Origin of the sequence: Mucilaginibacter sp. PPCGB 2223 (assembly GCF_001705515.1) — a bacterium.
In the GTDB taxonomy this organism is placed as follows: domain Bacteria; phylum Bacteroidota; class Bacteroidia; order Sphingobacteriales; family Sphingobacteriaceae; genus Mucilaginibacter.
Window position 1 is genome coordinate 819,106 of the sequence record NZ_MDJS01000002.1, and the last position, 15,668, is coordinate 834,773.

9 protein-coding genes are annotated in these 15,668 nt (G+C 43.6%); 4 read left to right on the forward strand and 5 right to left on the reverse strand.

The genetic code is table 11. From position 1 onward, the window contains the following. Window positions 1-20: 20 nt before the first annotated feature. The 4 genes from BEL04_RS13975 to BEL04_RS13990 all read left to right on the forward strand — a co-directional run bounded on the left by BEL04_RS13975 (window position 21) and on the right by BEL04_RS13990 (window position 6,730). Window positions 21-1,340, forward strand: a complete 1,320-nt coding sequence (locus tag BEL04_RS13975) for an acyltransferase (protein ID WP_066004901.1) — start codon at window positions 21-23, stop codon at window positions 1,338-1,340. A gap of 233 nt (window positions 1,341-1,573) precedes the next feature. Then, window positions 1,574-2,923, forward strand: coding sequence for a sigma-54 dependent transcriptional regulator (locus BEL04_RS13980; protein ID WP_066004906.1), 1,350 nt, complete (start codon window positions 1,574-1,576; stop codon window positions 2,921-2,923). Between the two features lie 26 nt (window positions 2,924-2,949). Continuing rightward, window positions 2,950-4,092 carry an FIST signal transduction protein gene (locus BEL04_RS13985; protein ID WP_066004908.1) on the forward strand — a complete coding sequence of 381 codons (1,143 nt, stop codon included), beginning with the start codon at window positions 2,950-2,952 and terminating at the stop codon, window positions 4,090-4,092. Further along, a complete protein-coding gene (locus BEL04_RS13990; protein ID WP_066004910.1) occupies window positions 4,079-6,730 on the forward strand; it encodes a hybrid sensor histidine kinase/response regulator in 2,652 nt (883 codons plus the stop codon). Before BEL04_RS13985 ends, BEL04_RS13990 begins: the two co-directional genes overlap by 14 nt. A 205-nt stretch (window positions 6,731-6,935) precedes the next feature. Here the strand turns inward: BEL04_RS13990 and BEL04_RS13995 are convergent, their stop codons facing one another. From BEL04_RS13995 to BEL04_RS14015, 5 genes are all read right to left on the reverse strand, one after another. Next, complete coding sequence (locus tag BEL04_RS13995; protein ID WP_066004912.1) at window positions 6,936-8,087, reverse strand: TlpA disulfide reductase family protein; 1,152 nt, start codon at window positions 8,085-8,087, stop codon at window positions 6,936-6,938. A gap of 25 nt (window positions 8,088-8,112) precedes the next feature. Next, window positions 8,113-9,297, reverse strand: a complete 1,185-nt coding sequence (locus tag BEL04_RS14000; RefSeq protein ID WP_083227928.1) for a TlpA disulfide reductase family protein — start codon at window positions 9,295-9,297, stop codon at window positions 8,113-8,115. A gap of 75 nt (window positions 9,298-9,372) precedes the next feature. Further along, a complete protein-coding gene (locus tag BEL04_RS14005; protein WP_066004916.1) occupies window positions 9,373-10,560 on the reverse strand; it encodes a TlpA disulfide reductase family protein in 1,188 nt (395 codons plus the stop codon). A gap of 92 nt (window positions 10,561-10,652) precedes the next feature. Continuing rightward, a complete protein-coding gene (locus BEL04_RS14010) occupies window positions 10,653-12,077 on the reverse strand; it encodes a RagB/SusD family nutrient uptake outer membrane protein (RefSeq protein ID WP_066004918.1) in 1,425 nt (474 codons plus the stop codon). 20 nt (window positions 12,078-12,097) lie between these two features. Next, complete coding sequence (locus BEL04_RS14015) at window positions 12,098-15,559, reverse strand: TonB-dependent receptor (protein WP_066004921.1); 3,462 nt, start codon at window positions 15,557-15,559, stop codon at window positions 12,098-12,100. Window positions 15,560-15,668: the final 109 nt, after the last annotated feature.

Sequence of the window (15,668 nt, forward strand, 5' to 3'; positions counted from 1 at the left end):
ATATAATAATACACCAAATCATGTTACTTTTTAAAAATTCTGATCGGAAGAAATACCTGTCGCGGTATGGTTTACCGAATTTTGATACAGCCTTTGGCAGCACAGGTAAATACCCAGGCAAAAATTTCGAAGTGATCGATACCATCAGGTTCATAGCCATGTGCTCTATCGTTTGGGGACATTGCAACCTGGGCTCCGAAACAACTACATATCACAGCCTTGCAGATGCCGTATTGCAATCAGTCGTACTGCAAATGGGCAAAATAGGCACCATCATCTTTTTTTTGATATCTGGTTTTCTGATCGCGCCAAAAATTGAGCACTATACGCCGTTAAAGTTTTTAAGGCTACGGTTCAAATCAACCATTTTACCATGGCTTGTATTTGTCGTGATATTTATTCTGCTGAACCTGGTTAACAGCCCGGCGCTAAAATCCGCCATGCGGTATGGCGATTTAAAGCAGGTTTTACTCATCAATGCAGACATAGCTAAGAACAGCATTTTTTATTTTGCCTACTGGTTTATCGTAGTTTTCGTGATATCGGCAGTGACTCTGATCCTCTTAAAAAAATATGCCAACACTTTACGGATGGGGCTTATACTGGGTATGTTGACCTTGTTTTATTCGGTTAACTTACACTATGGCTGGATATCGGTACACCATACCAAAGCTTTTTTAGGCTACGCTTTTTTTATGTGGCTGGGCATGCAGATAAGCAGGCATGATCAAAAATTTATATACCTGTTAAATGGTACACCATGGTTTATGTTGATCGGTGGTTTTACAGTATCCATATTCATTGCCTGTTTAGAAGGATTTCATCTATCGCGAACAGGGTGCGCCGATCCGTATGCGTCTATCAGGTTGAGCAATATCATCTGTTCGCTTGTTGCGTTTGGCTGCCTCTTTAAACTGGGTGAGCTAAGTTGGGTAAACAAGCTGGAGCCACGTCGGTTGGTTTATGGCATTTACCTGGTACACAGTATTTTGATATATGAGATGATTGTTTTTTACACAAAATATTTTAACAACCGGTACACGGTACATGGTTCGCTTACCCTGTTAGTTGCCGAGGTCGTAGTTTTTGCCCTCATCCTAACGGCAAGCGTTGTTTTGGTTAACATATTTAACGGAAAATACACGGCGGCATTTTACGCCCTGCTCAATTCAATACCGGAGAAAGTAAACCAACTGGCCACAAAAATTGCGTTTAATTTGAATCCGGCCAGGTATGTCGACAAGCTATCGGTTCAGGGCGCTTACCGTGCAAGCCGGTTTGCGTTGCTGATTGGATTGCCCTGCCTGTCGTGTTTTTACTTTCTCTCCAGGTTTATTTAATTCGGCACGGCCTTTAGAAAATTCCATTAAATGGAAAAAAAATTCCAATATGTGGAAGAAACAAAGATGGGATAATTGTTTAAATTATTAATAATCAATAAATTAATAAATTGGCAATGGTTTTGATGATGTGGTGTGGCGAGATTTGTGCCGGTGCCAGTGAGCAAAAACTATTACCTCGGAAAGGGTAATAGTTTAGCTATTTTATTAAATTGTATAAAAAACATTTACCAATGAGTGCTTACCACATTTTTATAGTTGAAGACGACAAATGGTACGGCGAGATACTGCAATACCACCTGTCATTGAACCCCGATTACCAGATCACCAGGTTTATGAATGGTAAGGATTGCCTGGCCCAGCTTCACCAAAAACCAGACCTGATCACGATTGATTACAGCCTGCCCGACATGAACGGAGCCGAACTGCTCAAAAAAGTTCAGCAGGCAAACCCCGGTACACCGGTAATTGTTATCAGCGGCCAGGAAGATATTGCCACAGCGATCGACTTATATAAAAAAGGCATCAGCGACTATATCGTAAAAGACGACCATACTAAAGATATGCTTTGGAATGCAGTTAACCGCATTCGCGAAAATCAATCGCTGAAAAAGGAAGTAGAAGTGCTGCGCGAAGAGCTTGGGCAGAAGTACGAGTTTGAGAAAGTGATCAAGGGCTCATCCGAAAGCATAAAAAAAGTGTTCTCGTTGATGGAAAAAGCCGCGCGCACAAACATCAATGTTTCGATAACCGGCGAAACCGGGACAGGTAAAGAGTTGGTGGCCAAGGCTATCCATTACCATTCTGATCGTAAAAAGAAACCCTTTGTAGCCATTAACATGGCTGCTATACCGTCCGAATTGCTGGAAAGCGAATTGTTTGGTCACGAAAAAGGCGCTTTTACGGGCGCTATGGTGCGTAAGATAGGCAAGTTTGAAGAAGCTAACCAGGGTACCATCTTCCTGGATGAGATAGGCGAGCTGGATATGAACCTGCAAAGCAAATTGCTGCGGGTGTTGCAGGAACGCGAACTGGTGCGTGTTGGCGGCAGCGAGAAGATCAAATTAGACATCAGGCTGGTGGTGGCAACACATAAAAACCTGGCCGAGCAGGTTAAGCAGGGGCGTTTCAGGGAGGATTTTTACTATCGCATTATGGGTTTACCCATAGAGCTGCCGCCGCTGCGCGACCGCGGGAACGATGTGCTGGTACTGGCCAAGTACTTTTTAGATGACTTTTGCAAACAAAACAAACTCGGCGCCATACAATTTACACCTAAAGCCAAGGAACGTTTACTGAAGTACCATTTCCCGGGCAACATACGCGAACTGAAATCGATGATGGATCTTGCCGCCGTGATGTGCGATGGTAAGGAAATATCCGATCAGGATATCAGCTTTAATTCGCCGCGGGCAGATCAGGACCTGTTTGCCAAAGAGAAAACGTTGAAGGAATATAACATCCAGATCATCGAGTACTTTTTAAATAAATACCAGCGCAATGTAGTGCAGGTTGCCGATAAACTGGATATAGGTAAATCTACTATCTATAAAATGATACAGGACAAAGAAATAGAAGCTTAAACAACCCAATCCCCTAAACTATAATTATGAGAACAGCATTATACCAATATCAGGATGGCCAATGGCAAACACATCCTCAACGAAGTGCGGTTGACGAAGGCAAGACCGACCTTGTGCTTTGCTTTGGCGGCAGGGACACCCTGACCGGTTTACCTGTTTACGATCTGTTACGTAAAAAATTTCCGGAAGCGGTTATCGCCATTTGCTCAACAGCCGGCGAAATATACCACACCGAGGTATCCGACAACGGATTTACAGCAACGGCCATTGAGTTTGCTGACACGGTTATCAAGCCTCAGCAGGTATACATTAAAGATTATGAAAATAGTTTCGATGCGGGTAAGGCGTTGATCAATCAGTTCGATCAGAAAGATCTTTCGTATGTGCTGGTTCTTTCTGACGGGAGCGGCGTTAACGGCAGCGAACTGGTAAGGGGTATCAACTCGATAACCAACGAAAAGATCCTGGTAACAGGTGGGTTAGCCGGTGATGGCGCACGCTTTGAAGCCACCGTTGTAGGCCTTAATGGCGAGCCTGAGCAGGGGTTGATTGCCGGCATAGGCTTTTATGGCAAAAAATTGAAAATCGGCCACGGATCAAAAGGCGGCTGGGAAATGTTTGGGCTGGAGAGGCTGGTTACTAAATCGGAAGCCAACGTGTTATATGAGATGGACGACAAAAACGCGCTCGATCTATATAAACGCTACCTGGGCCCAGATGCGGATGGCTTACCCGGTACCGCCCTGTTATACCCGTTAGCAGTTACCCTGTCGGGTAATACAGAGCCTATTGTGCGTACCATTTTATCGGTTGATCATGAAGCCGGCAGCATGACCTTTGCAGGCGATATACCCAAAGGTGCAAAAGTGCGGTTTATGCGCGCAAATTTTGATAAATTAACTGCTGCCGCGTCGCTTGCGGCAACCGAAACACAGCCGGCGAGCGAGTCGGCGCCTGATTTTGCCCTGCTAATAAGCTGTGTGGGAAGGAAGATGATATTAGGATCGCGTACCGAAGATGAAGTTGATGCCGTAGATGAAATATTCGGACGCAAAACTTTATTGTCGGGATTTTATTCATATGGAGAAATTTCTCCGTTAATTAGGGGTAAAGGTTGCCAGTTGCATAACCAAACCATGACCATTACCACTTTTAATGAAAGAGAATAAGCTACTTCAACGGCAAATAAAAAAGTACCTGCCCGACGAACTTGCAAGTTCGCCGGGCATTGCGCCTTTTCTGCAAGCGGTTGCGGCATCGTATTTTGCCTTCGAAAAAGACAGCATATTATCCGAACGCGCATTTAAAATGAGCGAAGAGGAATATATGGAGGTTAACGAAAAGCTGCAAAAAGAGTTAGGACTCAAAAAACTATCTATAGAAAAACTAAAAGCAGCCGTTGTGCAAACCGGAATAGAGGGTTTTACTATGGAAGGCGACGATCTGCTGGAGATAATGGACCTGCTAAACGCGCAGATCAGCAAGCGTAAAGAATCAGAAGCAGAGCTGAAAGCGAGCCAGGAACTATGGCAGTTTGCGCTTGAAGGGGCGGGCGACGGTGTGTGGGATTACGATTTTCAAACCCGCAAAATATTTTTCAGCAAGCGTTACAAAGAGATGCTGGGCTATACCGATGATGAATTTGCGAACGACCCGGACGAATGGATGAGCCGCATCCATCCCGAAGACCTGCACCTGGTAATGAAAACCGACCAGGATTATTTTTATAAAAAACAAGCCAATCACCAGATAGAATACCGCATACGCCATAAAGACGGGCATTACATTTGGGTGCTCGACCGTGGGATGGTAGTGAGCCGAACGGCCGAGGGTTTGCCATCGCGCGTAATAGGTACCCATACCGATATCACCGAAAGGAAGCTTGCCGAACAGGCCATCATCAGCAGCGAAGAAAAATACCGGAACATATTAGCCAACATGAATCTGGGCCTGCTGGAGGTTGATAACGACGAGATCATCCGGTTTGCCAACCAGTGCTTTTGTGAAATGTCGGGTTACAGGCTTGACGAGATATTGGGCAAAAAGGCAGGTAACCTGTTTCCTGCCGGCGAAGGCAGAGATATCCTCAACCATAAGAACGAACTGCGCAAAAAAGGGGTATCCGATGCTTACGAACTAACTGTAAGAAACAAAAAAAGTGAGTTAAAATGGTGGCTGATAAGCGGTGCCCCGCGGTATAACGACCAGGGCGAACTGGTAGGTTCGATTGGGATACACCTGGATATTACCGACCGCAAACGGCTCGAACTGGAATTGAATGAGGCCCGCGAGATAGCCGAGCAATCTGTCAAAACCAAAGAAGCTTTTTTGGCCAATATGAGCCACGAGATACGTACCCCGATGAACGCCATCATCGGTATGGGCCGGCAACTCGAAAAAACCGAGCTTCAGGAGCAGCAACGCTTCTTTTTAAATACGATCAATATGGCATCCGATCATTTGCTCGTAGTTATCAACGATATCCTGGATATTTCGAAGATAGAGGCCGGTAAACTGGAACTCGAAAATACTGGGTTTAACCTATCCGAAGTTTTGCAGCACGTGTCGAGGGTAATGCAGCCGCGCGCCGAGGAGAAAGGCTTAGAGCTAAAAACAAACCTGGATAAAAGTATTGCCCCGGTACTGATAGGCGATTCGCACCGTATTAACCAGATATTGCTCAACCTGATCAGTAACGCGGTAAAATTTACCGAAAAAGGATCTGTTACCATCTCGGTGCAGCTTGAGGAAAAAATAGACAAAAAACAGGTTGTTGAGTTTAGCATAAAAGATACCGGCATTGGTATAAGCACCGAATTTGTTGAGCATATATTCGATAAATTTAGCCAGGAAGAGCGCACTACAGCCCGTAAATATGGCGGTACCGGGTTGGGTATGGCCATCACCAAGGAACTGGTTGAACTGATGAACGGGCACATCAGCATTAAAAGTAAAAAGGGTGAAGGCACCGAAATCCTGATCGAACTGCCGTTTCAGGTAGGTAGCTCGCATGACCTGCCAAAAGCGAATAAAGATTTTTCGGATACGAGTTCGCTTGAGGGCATCAGAATACTATTGGCCGAGGATAACGAGATGAACAGGCTGGTGGCCAATACCGTATTGGAAAACTATGGTGTATTGATAACCGAGGCCAAAAATGGAGCCGAAGCAGTTGAGGCCCTCAACAAGGCACAATACGATGTTATATTGATGGATATGCAGATGCCAGTGATGAACGGCATGGAGGCCACAGAGATCATCCGGAACGAATTAAAATCGGATATCCCGATTATTGCCCTTACAGCCAACGCTATTAAAGGTGATAGCGAACGATACATGGCCATCGGGATGAACGGTTTTATATCGAAACCGTTTGAAGAAAACGACCTCATTAACGCCATTGCTACAGTACTCAAGCTCGAAAATGTAAGCTCTGACGCGGGTGACCGTAAAAAAATAAAGACCATTGAGGATAAGCCTCTTTTTAGCCTCGAAAAACTACACCAGATAGGCCGCGGCGATAAGGATTTTATCAATAAAATGATAGAACTGTTTTTACAGCAAATGCCCGAAACAATTGCCGAGCTGCAGGAAGCGTTGGAACGCCAGGACATTCCGGCGATAAAAAAAATTGCGCACCGGGTAAAACCCATGATCGATAGCCTTGATATTATATTGTTAAAGAATGTGATCAGGGAGCTCGAAAACAGTGCAGATAAGCCACAGCCAAAAAAACGTACAGCCGAACTCGTTAATCAGTTTACTGAAGTAATCGAAAAAATAGTGGCTGAGATGCGTTTGGTTTAAACCCCAAGGCAATATGCAGAAACAACAAAGCTCTCCTGGTTTATCAGGAGAGCTTTGTACAGGGAAGCGGAGGAATGTCGAACTTTTTGGAAGACACAAAGACTATTACAGATTTTGGGAAACATGCATTTGTTTTGCATAAAAGCTTGCCCCATTTTACAAAGTAGTCAGATCTTGCGGGCAATTAAACCGGCCGGAAATGATTTTAGTTACGAAATATTTCGGAAAGCTTTTTGTCCAGCTCCTCGCCGCGAATATTTGCAGCTATTATTTTCCCATCCTTATCCAGTAAAAAATTCTGTGGTATAGCCTGTATCCCATATAATTTAGCGACCGCGTTGTTCCAAAACTGCAGGTCCGACACGTGTGTCCAGGTTAAATGATCATGGCGGATGGCGGCTAACCAGGCATCTTTTTTACCTGGCTGATCTAACGAAACGCCGAGTACCGTAAAACCCTTGTCGTGATATTGCTGATAAGCTTTAACCACGTTAGGATTCTCAGCACGGCATGGCCCGCACCAGCTGGCCCAAAAATCAACCAGTACATATTGTCCTCTAAAGCTTGATAGTTTTATCATTTTCCCCAGGGTGTCAGGTTGTTCAAAATCGGGAGCAATTTTACCTATCGCGGTCAGTTTCATTGACACTATCTTTTTGGTGATATCGGTACCATAGCTGCTGGTTTTATATTTTGCGCCCAACAGGTTATAAAGCGCCTGCGCCTTATCGGCAGGCATACTGCCAGCTATTCCGTTAAGCAAATAAATTGATGCAAACGACTCGGGATGTAGTTTAATAAAACTTTCGAGTCTTGCAGTCTCTATTGTATTATTTGCTGCATTCAAATCATTATAATAAGCCATCACTTCTTTATATTTCGGGTCTTTCCCAGTTAGCTTTTTGATGAAATCAACACCGTATTTCTCGTTAAGCTGATCCATTATTTTCTGTCGCCTCTCATTACCCAATTTTGAAAATCCGGCGTATAATTCATTGTCGGGCGCATTCTTAACAACTGTGTTTGCCATGCTCTCCATGTCGGTTTCCATCTCTACCGTTCCCGGTTTTGCAACCAATATCCCGTAAGGTGCATACCCGCCTTTCTTTTTTGCTTCGTATTTACTGTAAAACATGTACCTGCCGGGCCCTTTAAAAGGTTCGGCAAATGCGAAAATGCCATTGGTGATTTTTGCAGAATCGACCAGGTTAACTGCCCTGTTGTAAATAACAATGACCGATCCGTTGTAAACCGTATCTGCATGTCCTTTAAAAACAATCGTTTCACCCGGCTTTTCCTGGGCTAACGCAGCTAAACAGCTGCATAGCATTGCTACATATATGCTGATCTTTTTCATTACTGATTTATGTTTTTGTCAATTTTCAATTGGTAAATATTCCGGCCAGCATCTTGTCCATATCTTCGTCTGTTCCACTTACAGTATCATCAAAGCGGCCAACAATTTTGCCCGAGGGGTCAATCAATATTTTTGTGGGAAGTGTGTGAATGCCAAATTTCTCGTTCACATCTTTTGGGTTCGACAGATGTTTCATGATCATGTCCATGTTTAGGCCCCGCAGCACATGATGCCAGATCCCGATATTGTCTTTGGCTACCGCATCCCTCCAGGCCTGGGGTTTGTTATCATCATCCGAAACGCCGATTATGTCCAATCCCTTTTCATGATATTTTTGGTAAAGCGCTATCATGTGCGGGTTACCTTTGCGGCATGGCACACACCAGCTGGCCCAAAAATCAAGAATAACGTATTTGCCTTTGTAATCAGCCAACGAGAGCGGATTGCCATTAATATCAGTAGTTGCAAAATTCGCGGCAACGCTTCCCGGGCTCCCGGCTGCTATTTTCTTAATTTCTTGGGCTAATTCTTTTGCACCAATGCTCTGCTTTAATTCAGTGTTAAAGTTGTCGTAAACCCGCTTCAGCGAGTCGGGTTTCAAACTGGATACATAATATTTTATCCTATCGGATGTGACGTAAGAATCAGGGTGCGTTAAAAAGAACTGATAAGTTATTTTTTTAATCCTGTTATTAAACGGCTCCAGCTTTTCCCTGATCTCGGCCTGCTTTTCATGGTCCTTTTCTTTCATCAATTCATCAACTACAGGCTGTCTTTCAGCGTTCACCCCGGCTAAACTATTATTTAACTCTTCAAATTCCGCTTGTGTTTTCGAACCCGATAACCTGATCTCTTTTACTTTTAAGGCATCGCCTGTTAGGTGCATTTTTGTGGGCTCCACGTAAAATACCAATCTCCTGTCTTCCATCTTATCCCGCGGTATTATTTCACCTGTATTTTTAAAAATGATGACTGCCTGGGTAGGTTGTGCAATAGTTCCGGATAGCTTAAATTGCCGGTTCATAACCGGAACTGACAGATGGCAGTACTTACCATCTGCGTCGCTATAACTAAACAGTACTGAATCTATCTTTGCGCCGCTTAGCGTCCCCGCAAGGGTAAATGGCTTATGCTGATTAGCCTGTTGAGCAACAACCTGCTGTACTATCAGCAAAGCTGTCATCGTATAAATTACTTTTAATACTTTCATAGTTGCTGATGTTTCTGTTTTTGGAAAATGATGGGCAGGCTCATCAAATATTTCGTTATCAAATCCTTACAATACTTATCGCTCAAATATAGTCTTCAACTTCTCGTCAATTTTATTTTCATCGCCCGAGTACACTAATATTTTACCTTCCTTATCCAACAATACATAAAAAGGTATAAACGTCATCATATACAAGCTCCCCACCCGCGCCGGCATCCGTTTTACCGGGAACTCATCGCAAACCTGTGTCCAGGGCATTTTTTCGATGTCCATTGCGCCAATCCAATCTTTCCATCTGCTATCGTCTGATACGCTGATAATGTCAAAACCCTTGTCATGATATTTTTGATAAACTTCTTTCCAATGTGGGATGGCCTGGCGGCAGGGATGACACCAGCTTGCCCAAAAATCAATCATGGTATATTTGCCGCGCAAGGCCGATAGCGTAAACTTTGTACTATCCCGTTTCAGCAGCGTAAAATCAGGAGCTATACTGCCCGGCTGTACAGCTTTAAGCTTCTGGAGCGAACTTGCAAGATTTTGGTAGTAAACCGATGCTTTTGCATCCCCGGTAAATTTATTTAACATGGCATCAAGCGTTTCATAAGGCATGCTGCTCGAGAATATGTATAAATTATAAAACATATATACCCCGGCAACCGACGATGGGTTTTGATTAACATAACTATCTATCCTTGCCTTTTGCCAAACCTGTAACAGTTTCTTAACCGAATCCATTTCATCGCGCACCCTGTATTGGGCATCGATGTCTTTAGCGGTGGCTTTAAATTTTTCAAGGAGTTTTGCAGATATAGCTGCATACTGATGCTGTCCGGGGTCGTTCTCATAAGCCATCCAATCATCATATATTTTTGAGCCTGTTTCTGTAAATTTGCTGATTGTTGCTCCTTTATCTAAGCCGTGGGCTGTATAATCATAGTGCATGGCACCAGCGGTGTCGGCTGTGAGGGCTATATCGGCATTCTCTACAAATACGTTAAAACTCCAGTTGCCGGGCACTATCGTGATCGACATCATCTGCGGGGTATTTATCTTTCCTTTTAATACAAACGTGCCGTTTTTTACCGTCCCGCTGTCAATGGCCTTACTGGTACGGTCGTTAATATTGGGTTGCAACAACCTTACTTTCCCTGTAGTAATGCCCTTTATCGTTCCCTTTATTACATACTGCTTTGTACTTTGGGCAAAGCTTTGCTGCAACTGTATGAGCATAGCAGCAACAAAAAATAATTTCCATTTCATATATGATGATTTAGTTATTGATGTTGAACCATTTACTTTAACTAACAGGGAGCATTGTAACATGCTCCCTGTTAAGGTTATCATTACACGGCTTAATAACCAGGATTTTGAACTACCTGGCTATTGGCTGTAATTTCAGCAAGCGGAATGGGTAATATTAATTGTGTAGCAAGCTTGATATTGGGCTGTATAGTTTGCACCGTTGCAAAAGGTAGCCTGCGCAAAGCAAACCAGTCGCTGCCGTTTTCAGCTACAAAATTTTTCATTTCCTCTTTCACCACCAAAACCTGTAGTGCTGCTGCGGTAGTAGCATTATCAACAGCGGTAAAATCAATAATACCTGCATGCCCCATAACTGTTTTCAGCAATGTTTTTGCGGTTGGCAGGTCGCCGTTTGATAAGGTGATAGCTTCGGCCTGCAATAAATAGGCTTCGCTAAGGCGGAAGGCATAGCAGGTTTCGGATAAAGTGGTTTGTACCGGCGTTGTAGTACTGCCGGCGTAATATTTAGTTAACTGTAAAGTTGGCGCCGAGCGGTAAGTAACGGTTTGATAAACCCATTGATTACGCGGATCGTTCTTTAAAAAACTCTTTAAACTATCCGATGCCGGGTATTGGTTATAATATTGATTTTGCCTGTACTTATAAGTCTCCGAGGTATAAGGCTGCAGGCCCATAATCACTTCTTTGCTGGTAAAGCCCTTGGTCAAAAATATATCCTTAAGGTTAGCCTCCAATGTAAAACCACCGTTGGCAATCACATCGCTGGTCAAACTGATCACCTGGGTGTAGTCGCCGCTTGAAGCACGATTAATCAAAACACGCGCTTTTAACATTTTAGCCGCCGACTTATTGGCATAGTAAATTTGTGTATTTAGTGCAGGCAGATCCGTAATAGCTGCGTCCAGATCGGCCAATATTGAGGCATAAGTTGCGGCAACACTGCTGCGGGGAAGGTTTACGTTATCAGCATTTACAAACTCATCGCGCAAAATAATACCGTATGTACTACTGATATTGTTATACTGGCCATAATAAAACAGTAACTGCGCATTGGCAAATGCCCTTAAAAATTTGGCTTCGGCTATCATTTGCGCTTTGGTGGCCACAGGTATTGTTGCTACCGGTGCAACGTTCTTCAAAAAGCCATTGGCGGCGTTTACAATGCCATAACTATAATTCCACATACCGGTAATACCGCTGGTTGTTGCCGACGTAAACGTAAAAGAGTAAATGCCATCATTACCACTGGTGTTACTCAAGGTTCCGCATAATTCGGATGGGAACGTTTCGTTCACATTGGTCCATAGCACGGTTGGAATGCTGTTATTATCAGCACCTGCATTGGCAAAACGGTAATAAACACCGTTAAGAACTGTGAAAGCACTTTTAGTGTCAACAATCACGTTACCGTCAACCTCGGATGTTGTAGGGTACACGTTCAGCTGCTTGTTGCAGGCTATGGCAAAGCAGGCAATAAATATTACCAGCAATATCTTTATATTTTTATGTTTCATTTTACTGTCTCCTTTTTAAATTAAAAACCCACTTTTAAACCAATCGAGAAAGTTCTGACGGTTGGATAATTGCTCACATCAAAGTAACCTCCAGCTACGCTGTATGGGTCGTCGGATGTTTCGGGATCATTCCCCGGATACTTAGTCAAGGTGAAAACGTTGGTGGCCGATGCAAATACCGAGGTGTTTTTCATCCCGGCCTTTTTCATCCATCGCAGGTTATTTAAATGGTAATTAAAAGACAAACTCCGCAACTTAATGTACGATGAACTGAATACATCGAGGTTTGATTTGTAATAAATTTGATCGTTCAAACGCAGTTGTGGTTGATCGGAGCCGGTATTTGTGGGTGTATACCTGTTTAACATAGCCACGTTTGCGTTTGAAGTTCCTACAAACGCCATACTCGAAACGTGATCACCCCATACCAGCTTCCCGCCTTGCGAGTAGGTGAAATAGAAATTCAAATCGAAGTTTTTATAACTAAATCCCTGTGTAAAACCGCCAAAATATTTTGGTGCAGCGTTGGCAATGATGGTGCTGGAATTAAGGTAATTTGCACCGCCCTGAGGCTTTAACTGGTACATTGGGTCGCCAATGGACAGGTACGGGAAAACAGCTGTATAATAAACACCTAATTGCTGTTTGTATGCAGCCAACTGTGTAGCGTCTTTAATAATACCTATAACCGTTAATCCGGTAATGATACCCAAGGGCTGGCCTTCAATCAGCGTTGTATTTCCTGTTTCTAAGCCGGTAAGGTTACCTATTTGGCTCAAATTGGCATTGGCGGCTAACTTGGTTACCAATGATGTATTCCAGGTCACATTTGCAGATGCGCTCCACTTAAAATCTTTAATACGTATCACGTCGCCCTGTAACGATACTTCCCAACCGGTATTCTTAATGCCTACAGCATTGCTCAGCAATGAGGCGAACGAGCTACTTGGCGCAACAGGCAGTGATAACAGTGCTCCGCTTGTTTGTTTATTGTAATGGTCAACGGTAGCTTGTAGCCTGCCTTTAAACAACGATATATCTAATCCGCCATCGGCCTCCTTAGTGCTTTCCCATTGTATACCTGGATTACCCACTTGCGATGGCAGCAACGCACTGGTACCGGCGTACGACAACGGTGTGTACAAAGTACGGTACATTTGGTCGCCTATGTTTTGAGTACCCGTTAAACCGTAGCTCGCCCTTAATTTGATATCATCTATCCATTTAACATTTTTCAGGAAGTTTTCTTTGGATATGCGCCAGGCAAAAGCACCCGAAGGAAAATAACCAAATTTGTTGCTCGGCCCAAATTTTGAAGATCCATCTGCCCGGCCAGTAAAGGTGAACAGGTATTTATCCATTAAACTATAGTTTGCCCGTGCATAAAACGAAAGCAAATAACTTTGTGGCTCGGAAGGGTCGTCGCCGCGAACCACTAACGGCGTTACTGCCGACGAAAGGCTGGTTAATATATTATCGTTCGGATAGCCGGCGGCTGTAGCACTGTAGAAACTTGTCTTCCTGGTTTCGTACGACGTACCCGCTAAAATGTCGATAGCATGTATCTTGTTAAATGTTTTGTTATACGATAGCGTGTTCTCAACAAACCAATTGGTTAACCGGCTGTTCGAATTGCTGCCAATACCACCGTTGTTGGCTACGTTACCATAAAAACTACCGATCGATAAATAGCTGGGAGTGTAATTACGCTGGTTATAAGTCTGCATATTTAGCGACACGGTACTTTTAAACTGCAGGTTTGACGTAACATCATAAATAGCCGAGAGCGAACCCAGCAGGCTAAAGTTTTTTGCGTTATTGGTTGCTGTTAATAGCGCAGTCGGATTTTGAAAATTTTGGTATGATGCCCCAACTGTCGAAAAATCGGTAAAGCCACCTATGGCGTTATAGGGTGCATAATCGGGCCGGGATATCAAGGCCTGGTCATAAGCACCGTTAGTGATGTTTTGATTGGCATAACCTATTATCAAATTGGTGTTCAGCCTGAACTTGGTTCCAATCTCATTTTCGACATTAAGCTTTCCGGATACCCGTTGGTAATTGGTAGCCCGCACAACCCCGGGGGAATTGTTATAGGCTATCGAACTGAAGTATTTGGAAGCCGATCCACCTCCCTGTACAGATACCTCCGCGTTGTGGGCTATCGTATTATGGGTAACTTCTTTTATCCAATTGGTATTTGCAGTGCCAAAGTAGGTGCCAGGAGTATTTATAATAGCGTTTACATTAGCCGGAATGGCGCGGCCGGCGGCTGTGCGTGCTGCAAAATCATTTTGAGCGGCCTCTGTCAGTAAGGTTTTATACTGATCGGCGTTCAACAATTCCGGCGTTTTGGGTGTACTGACAGTACTGTAATAACTGGCCACAATCTGGGGCTTCATGTCTTTTTTGCCTTTTTTGGTATTGATGATCACAACACCATTAGCTGCTTTTGATCCATAAATCGCAGTCGAAGATGCATCTTTCAGTATTGAGATCGATTCGATATCATCTACACTGAGGCCACCCAAACTATTCAATCCATTAACAAACGCGGTTGACAAGCCAGCACTTACACCGCCCGAGGCGGTAACGTTGTTACCAACAGCGCTTCCAATATCAAAACCTGGGTTTACAAAATTGCTTTGCACCTGTACCGGCACGCCATCAATGATATATAAAGGATCATTACCGCCCAAAAGCGAACTCGAGCCACGAATTCTTATCCTTACTGCACCGCCCGGAGTACCATCTGTTTTTGTCACTTCAACACCGGTGGCCTTCCCTGCTAATGCATTATCGATGGTAGTAAAGGGGATGTCTTCAATTTCTTTGGTATTGATAGTTGATACTGAACCGGTAAGATCCCTTTTTTTAGTTGTACCGTATCCTACAATAACGGTTTCTGATAATGCTCTCACGGCTTCATGTAAAACAATGGTCAGTTTGCCTTCAGCCCGCTTCACGGTGTGTATTACCCGCACAAAACCGATAAACGAAAATTCCAGCACATCGCCATCCTGCACTGTTAAACTGAATTCGCCATTTTTATCTGATACCGTTGACAATTGCCTGCCGGCTACCCTGATGGTAACACCTGGAAGGGCATTGCCCACCGTATCGGCGACTTTTCCGTTTACAGTTACCGGTATTGCAAAATAGTCCTGTATTTTATCCCCTAAAGACCGGTCTTTTTCTTTAATGATTACAGTTTTGTTTTCGACAAGAAAAGTTATCGGCTGGTCTCTTAATGAAAGCTGCAGCACGTCCAATATATCTGCATCCTCCACCTGGATATTGATCGGGTTAGCCTGACTTAACAATTTACCCGTATAAATAAAATTATATCCGGTTTGCACATGCAGGTGTTTAAATAACTGTTCGAGTGTAATGTTCTTCTTACTTAAAGAAACTTTTTGCGCAAAAGTGCTTGCATTTACCTGTAGTAAAACTGTGAATAGCAAGATGACAGTAAGTTTCATAATTAACAGGATTTTACTAAAAACGTGGGCAGAATGCTCACGATGAAACAAAACGTAAAATTTCATACATTTGAGTGTTTGGATTAATGATCAATAAGTTTTTAAAACA

Coding starts and splice junctions, on each gene's coding strand:
- BEL04_RS14005 (WP_066004916.1), bottom strand. CDS start 10,560: ATGAAATGGAAATTATTTTTTGTTGCTGCTATGCTCATACAGTTGCAG.
- BEL04_RS13990 (WP_066004910.1), top strand. CDS start 4,079: ATGAAAGAGAATAAGCTACTTCAACGGCAAATAAAAAAGTACCTGCCC.
- BEL04_RS13985 (WP_066004908.1), top strand. CDS start 2,950: ATGAGAACAGCATTATACCAATATCAGGATGGCCAATGGCAAACACAT.
- BEL04_RS13980 (WP_066004906.1), top strand. CDS start 1,574: ATGAGTGCTTACCACATTTTTATAGTTGAAGACGACAAATGGTACGGC.
- BEL04_RS14000 (WP_083227928.1), bottom strand. CDS start 9,297: ATGAAAGTATTAAAAGTAATTTATACGATGACAGCTTTGCTGATAGTA.
- BEL04_RS13995 (WP_066004912.1), bottom strand. CDS start 8,087: ATGAAAAAGATCAGCATATATGTAGCAATGCTATGCAGCTGTTTAGCT.
- BEL04_RS13975 (WP_066004901.1), top strand. CDS start 21: ATGTTACTTTTTAAAAATTCTGATCGGAAGAAATACCTGTCGCGGTAT.
- BEL04_RS14010 (WP_066004918.1), bottom strand. CDS start 12,077: ATGAAACATAAAAATATAAAGATATTGCTGGTAATATTTATTGCCTGC.
- BEL04_RS14015 (WP_066004921.1), bottom strand. CDS start 15,559: ATGAAACTTACTGTCATCTTGCTATTCACAGTTTTACTACAGGTAAAT.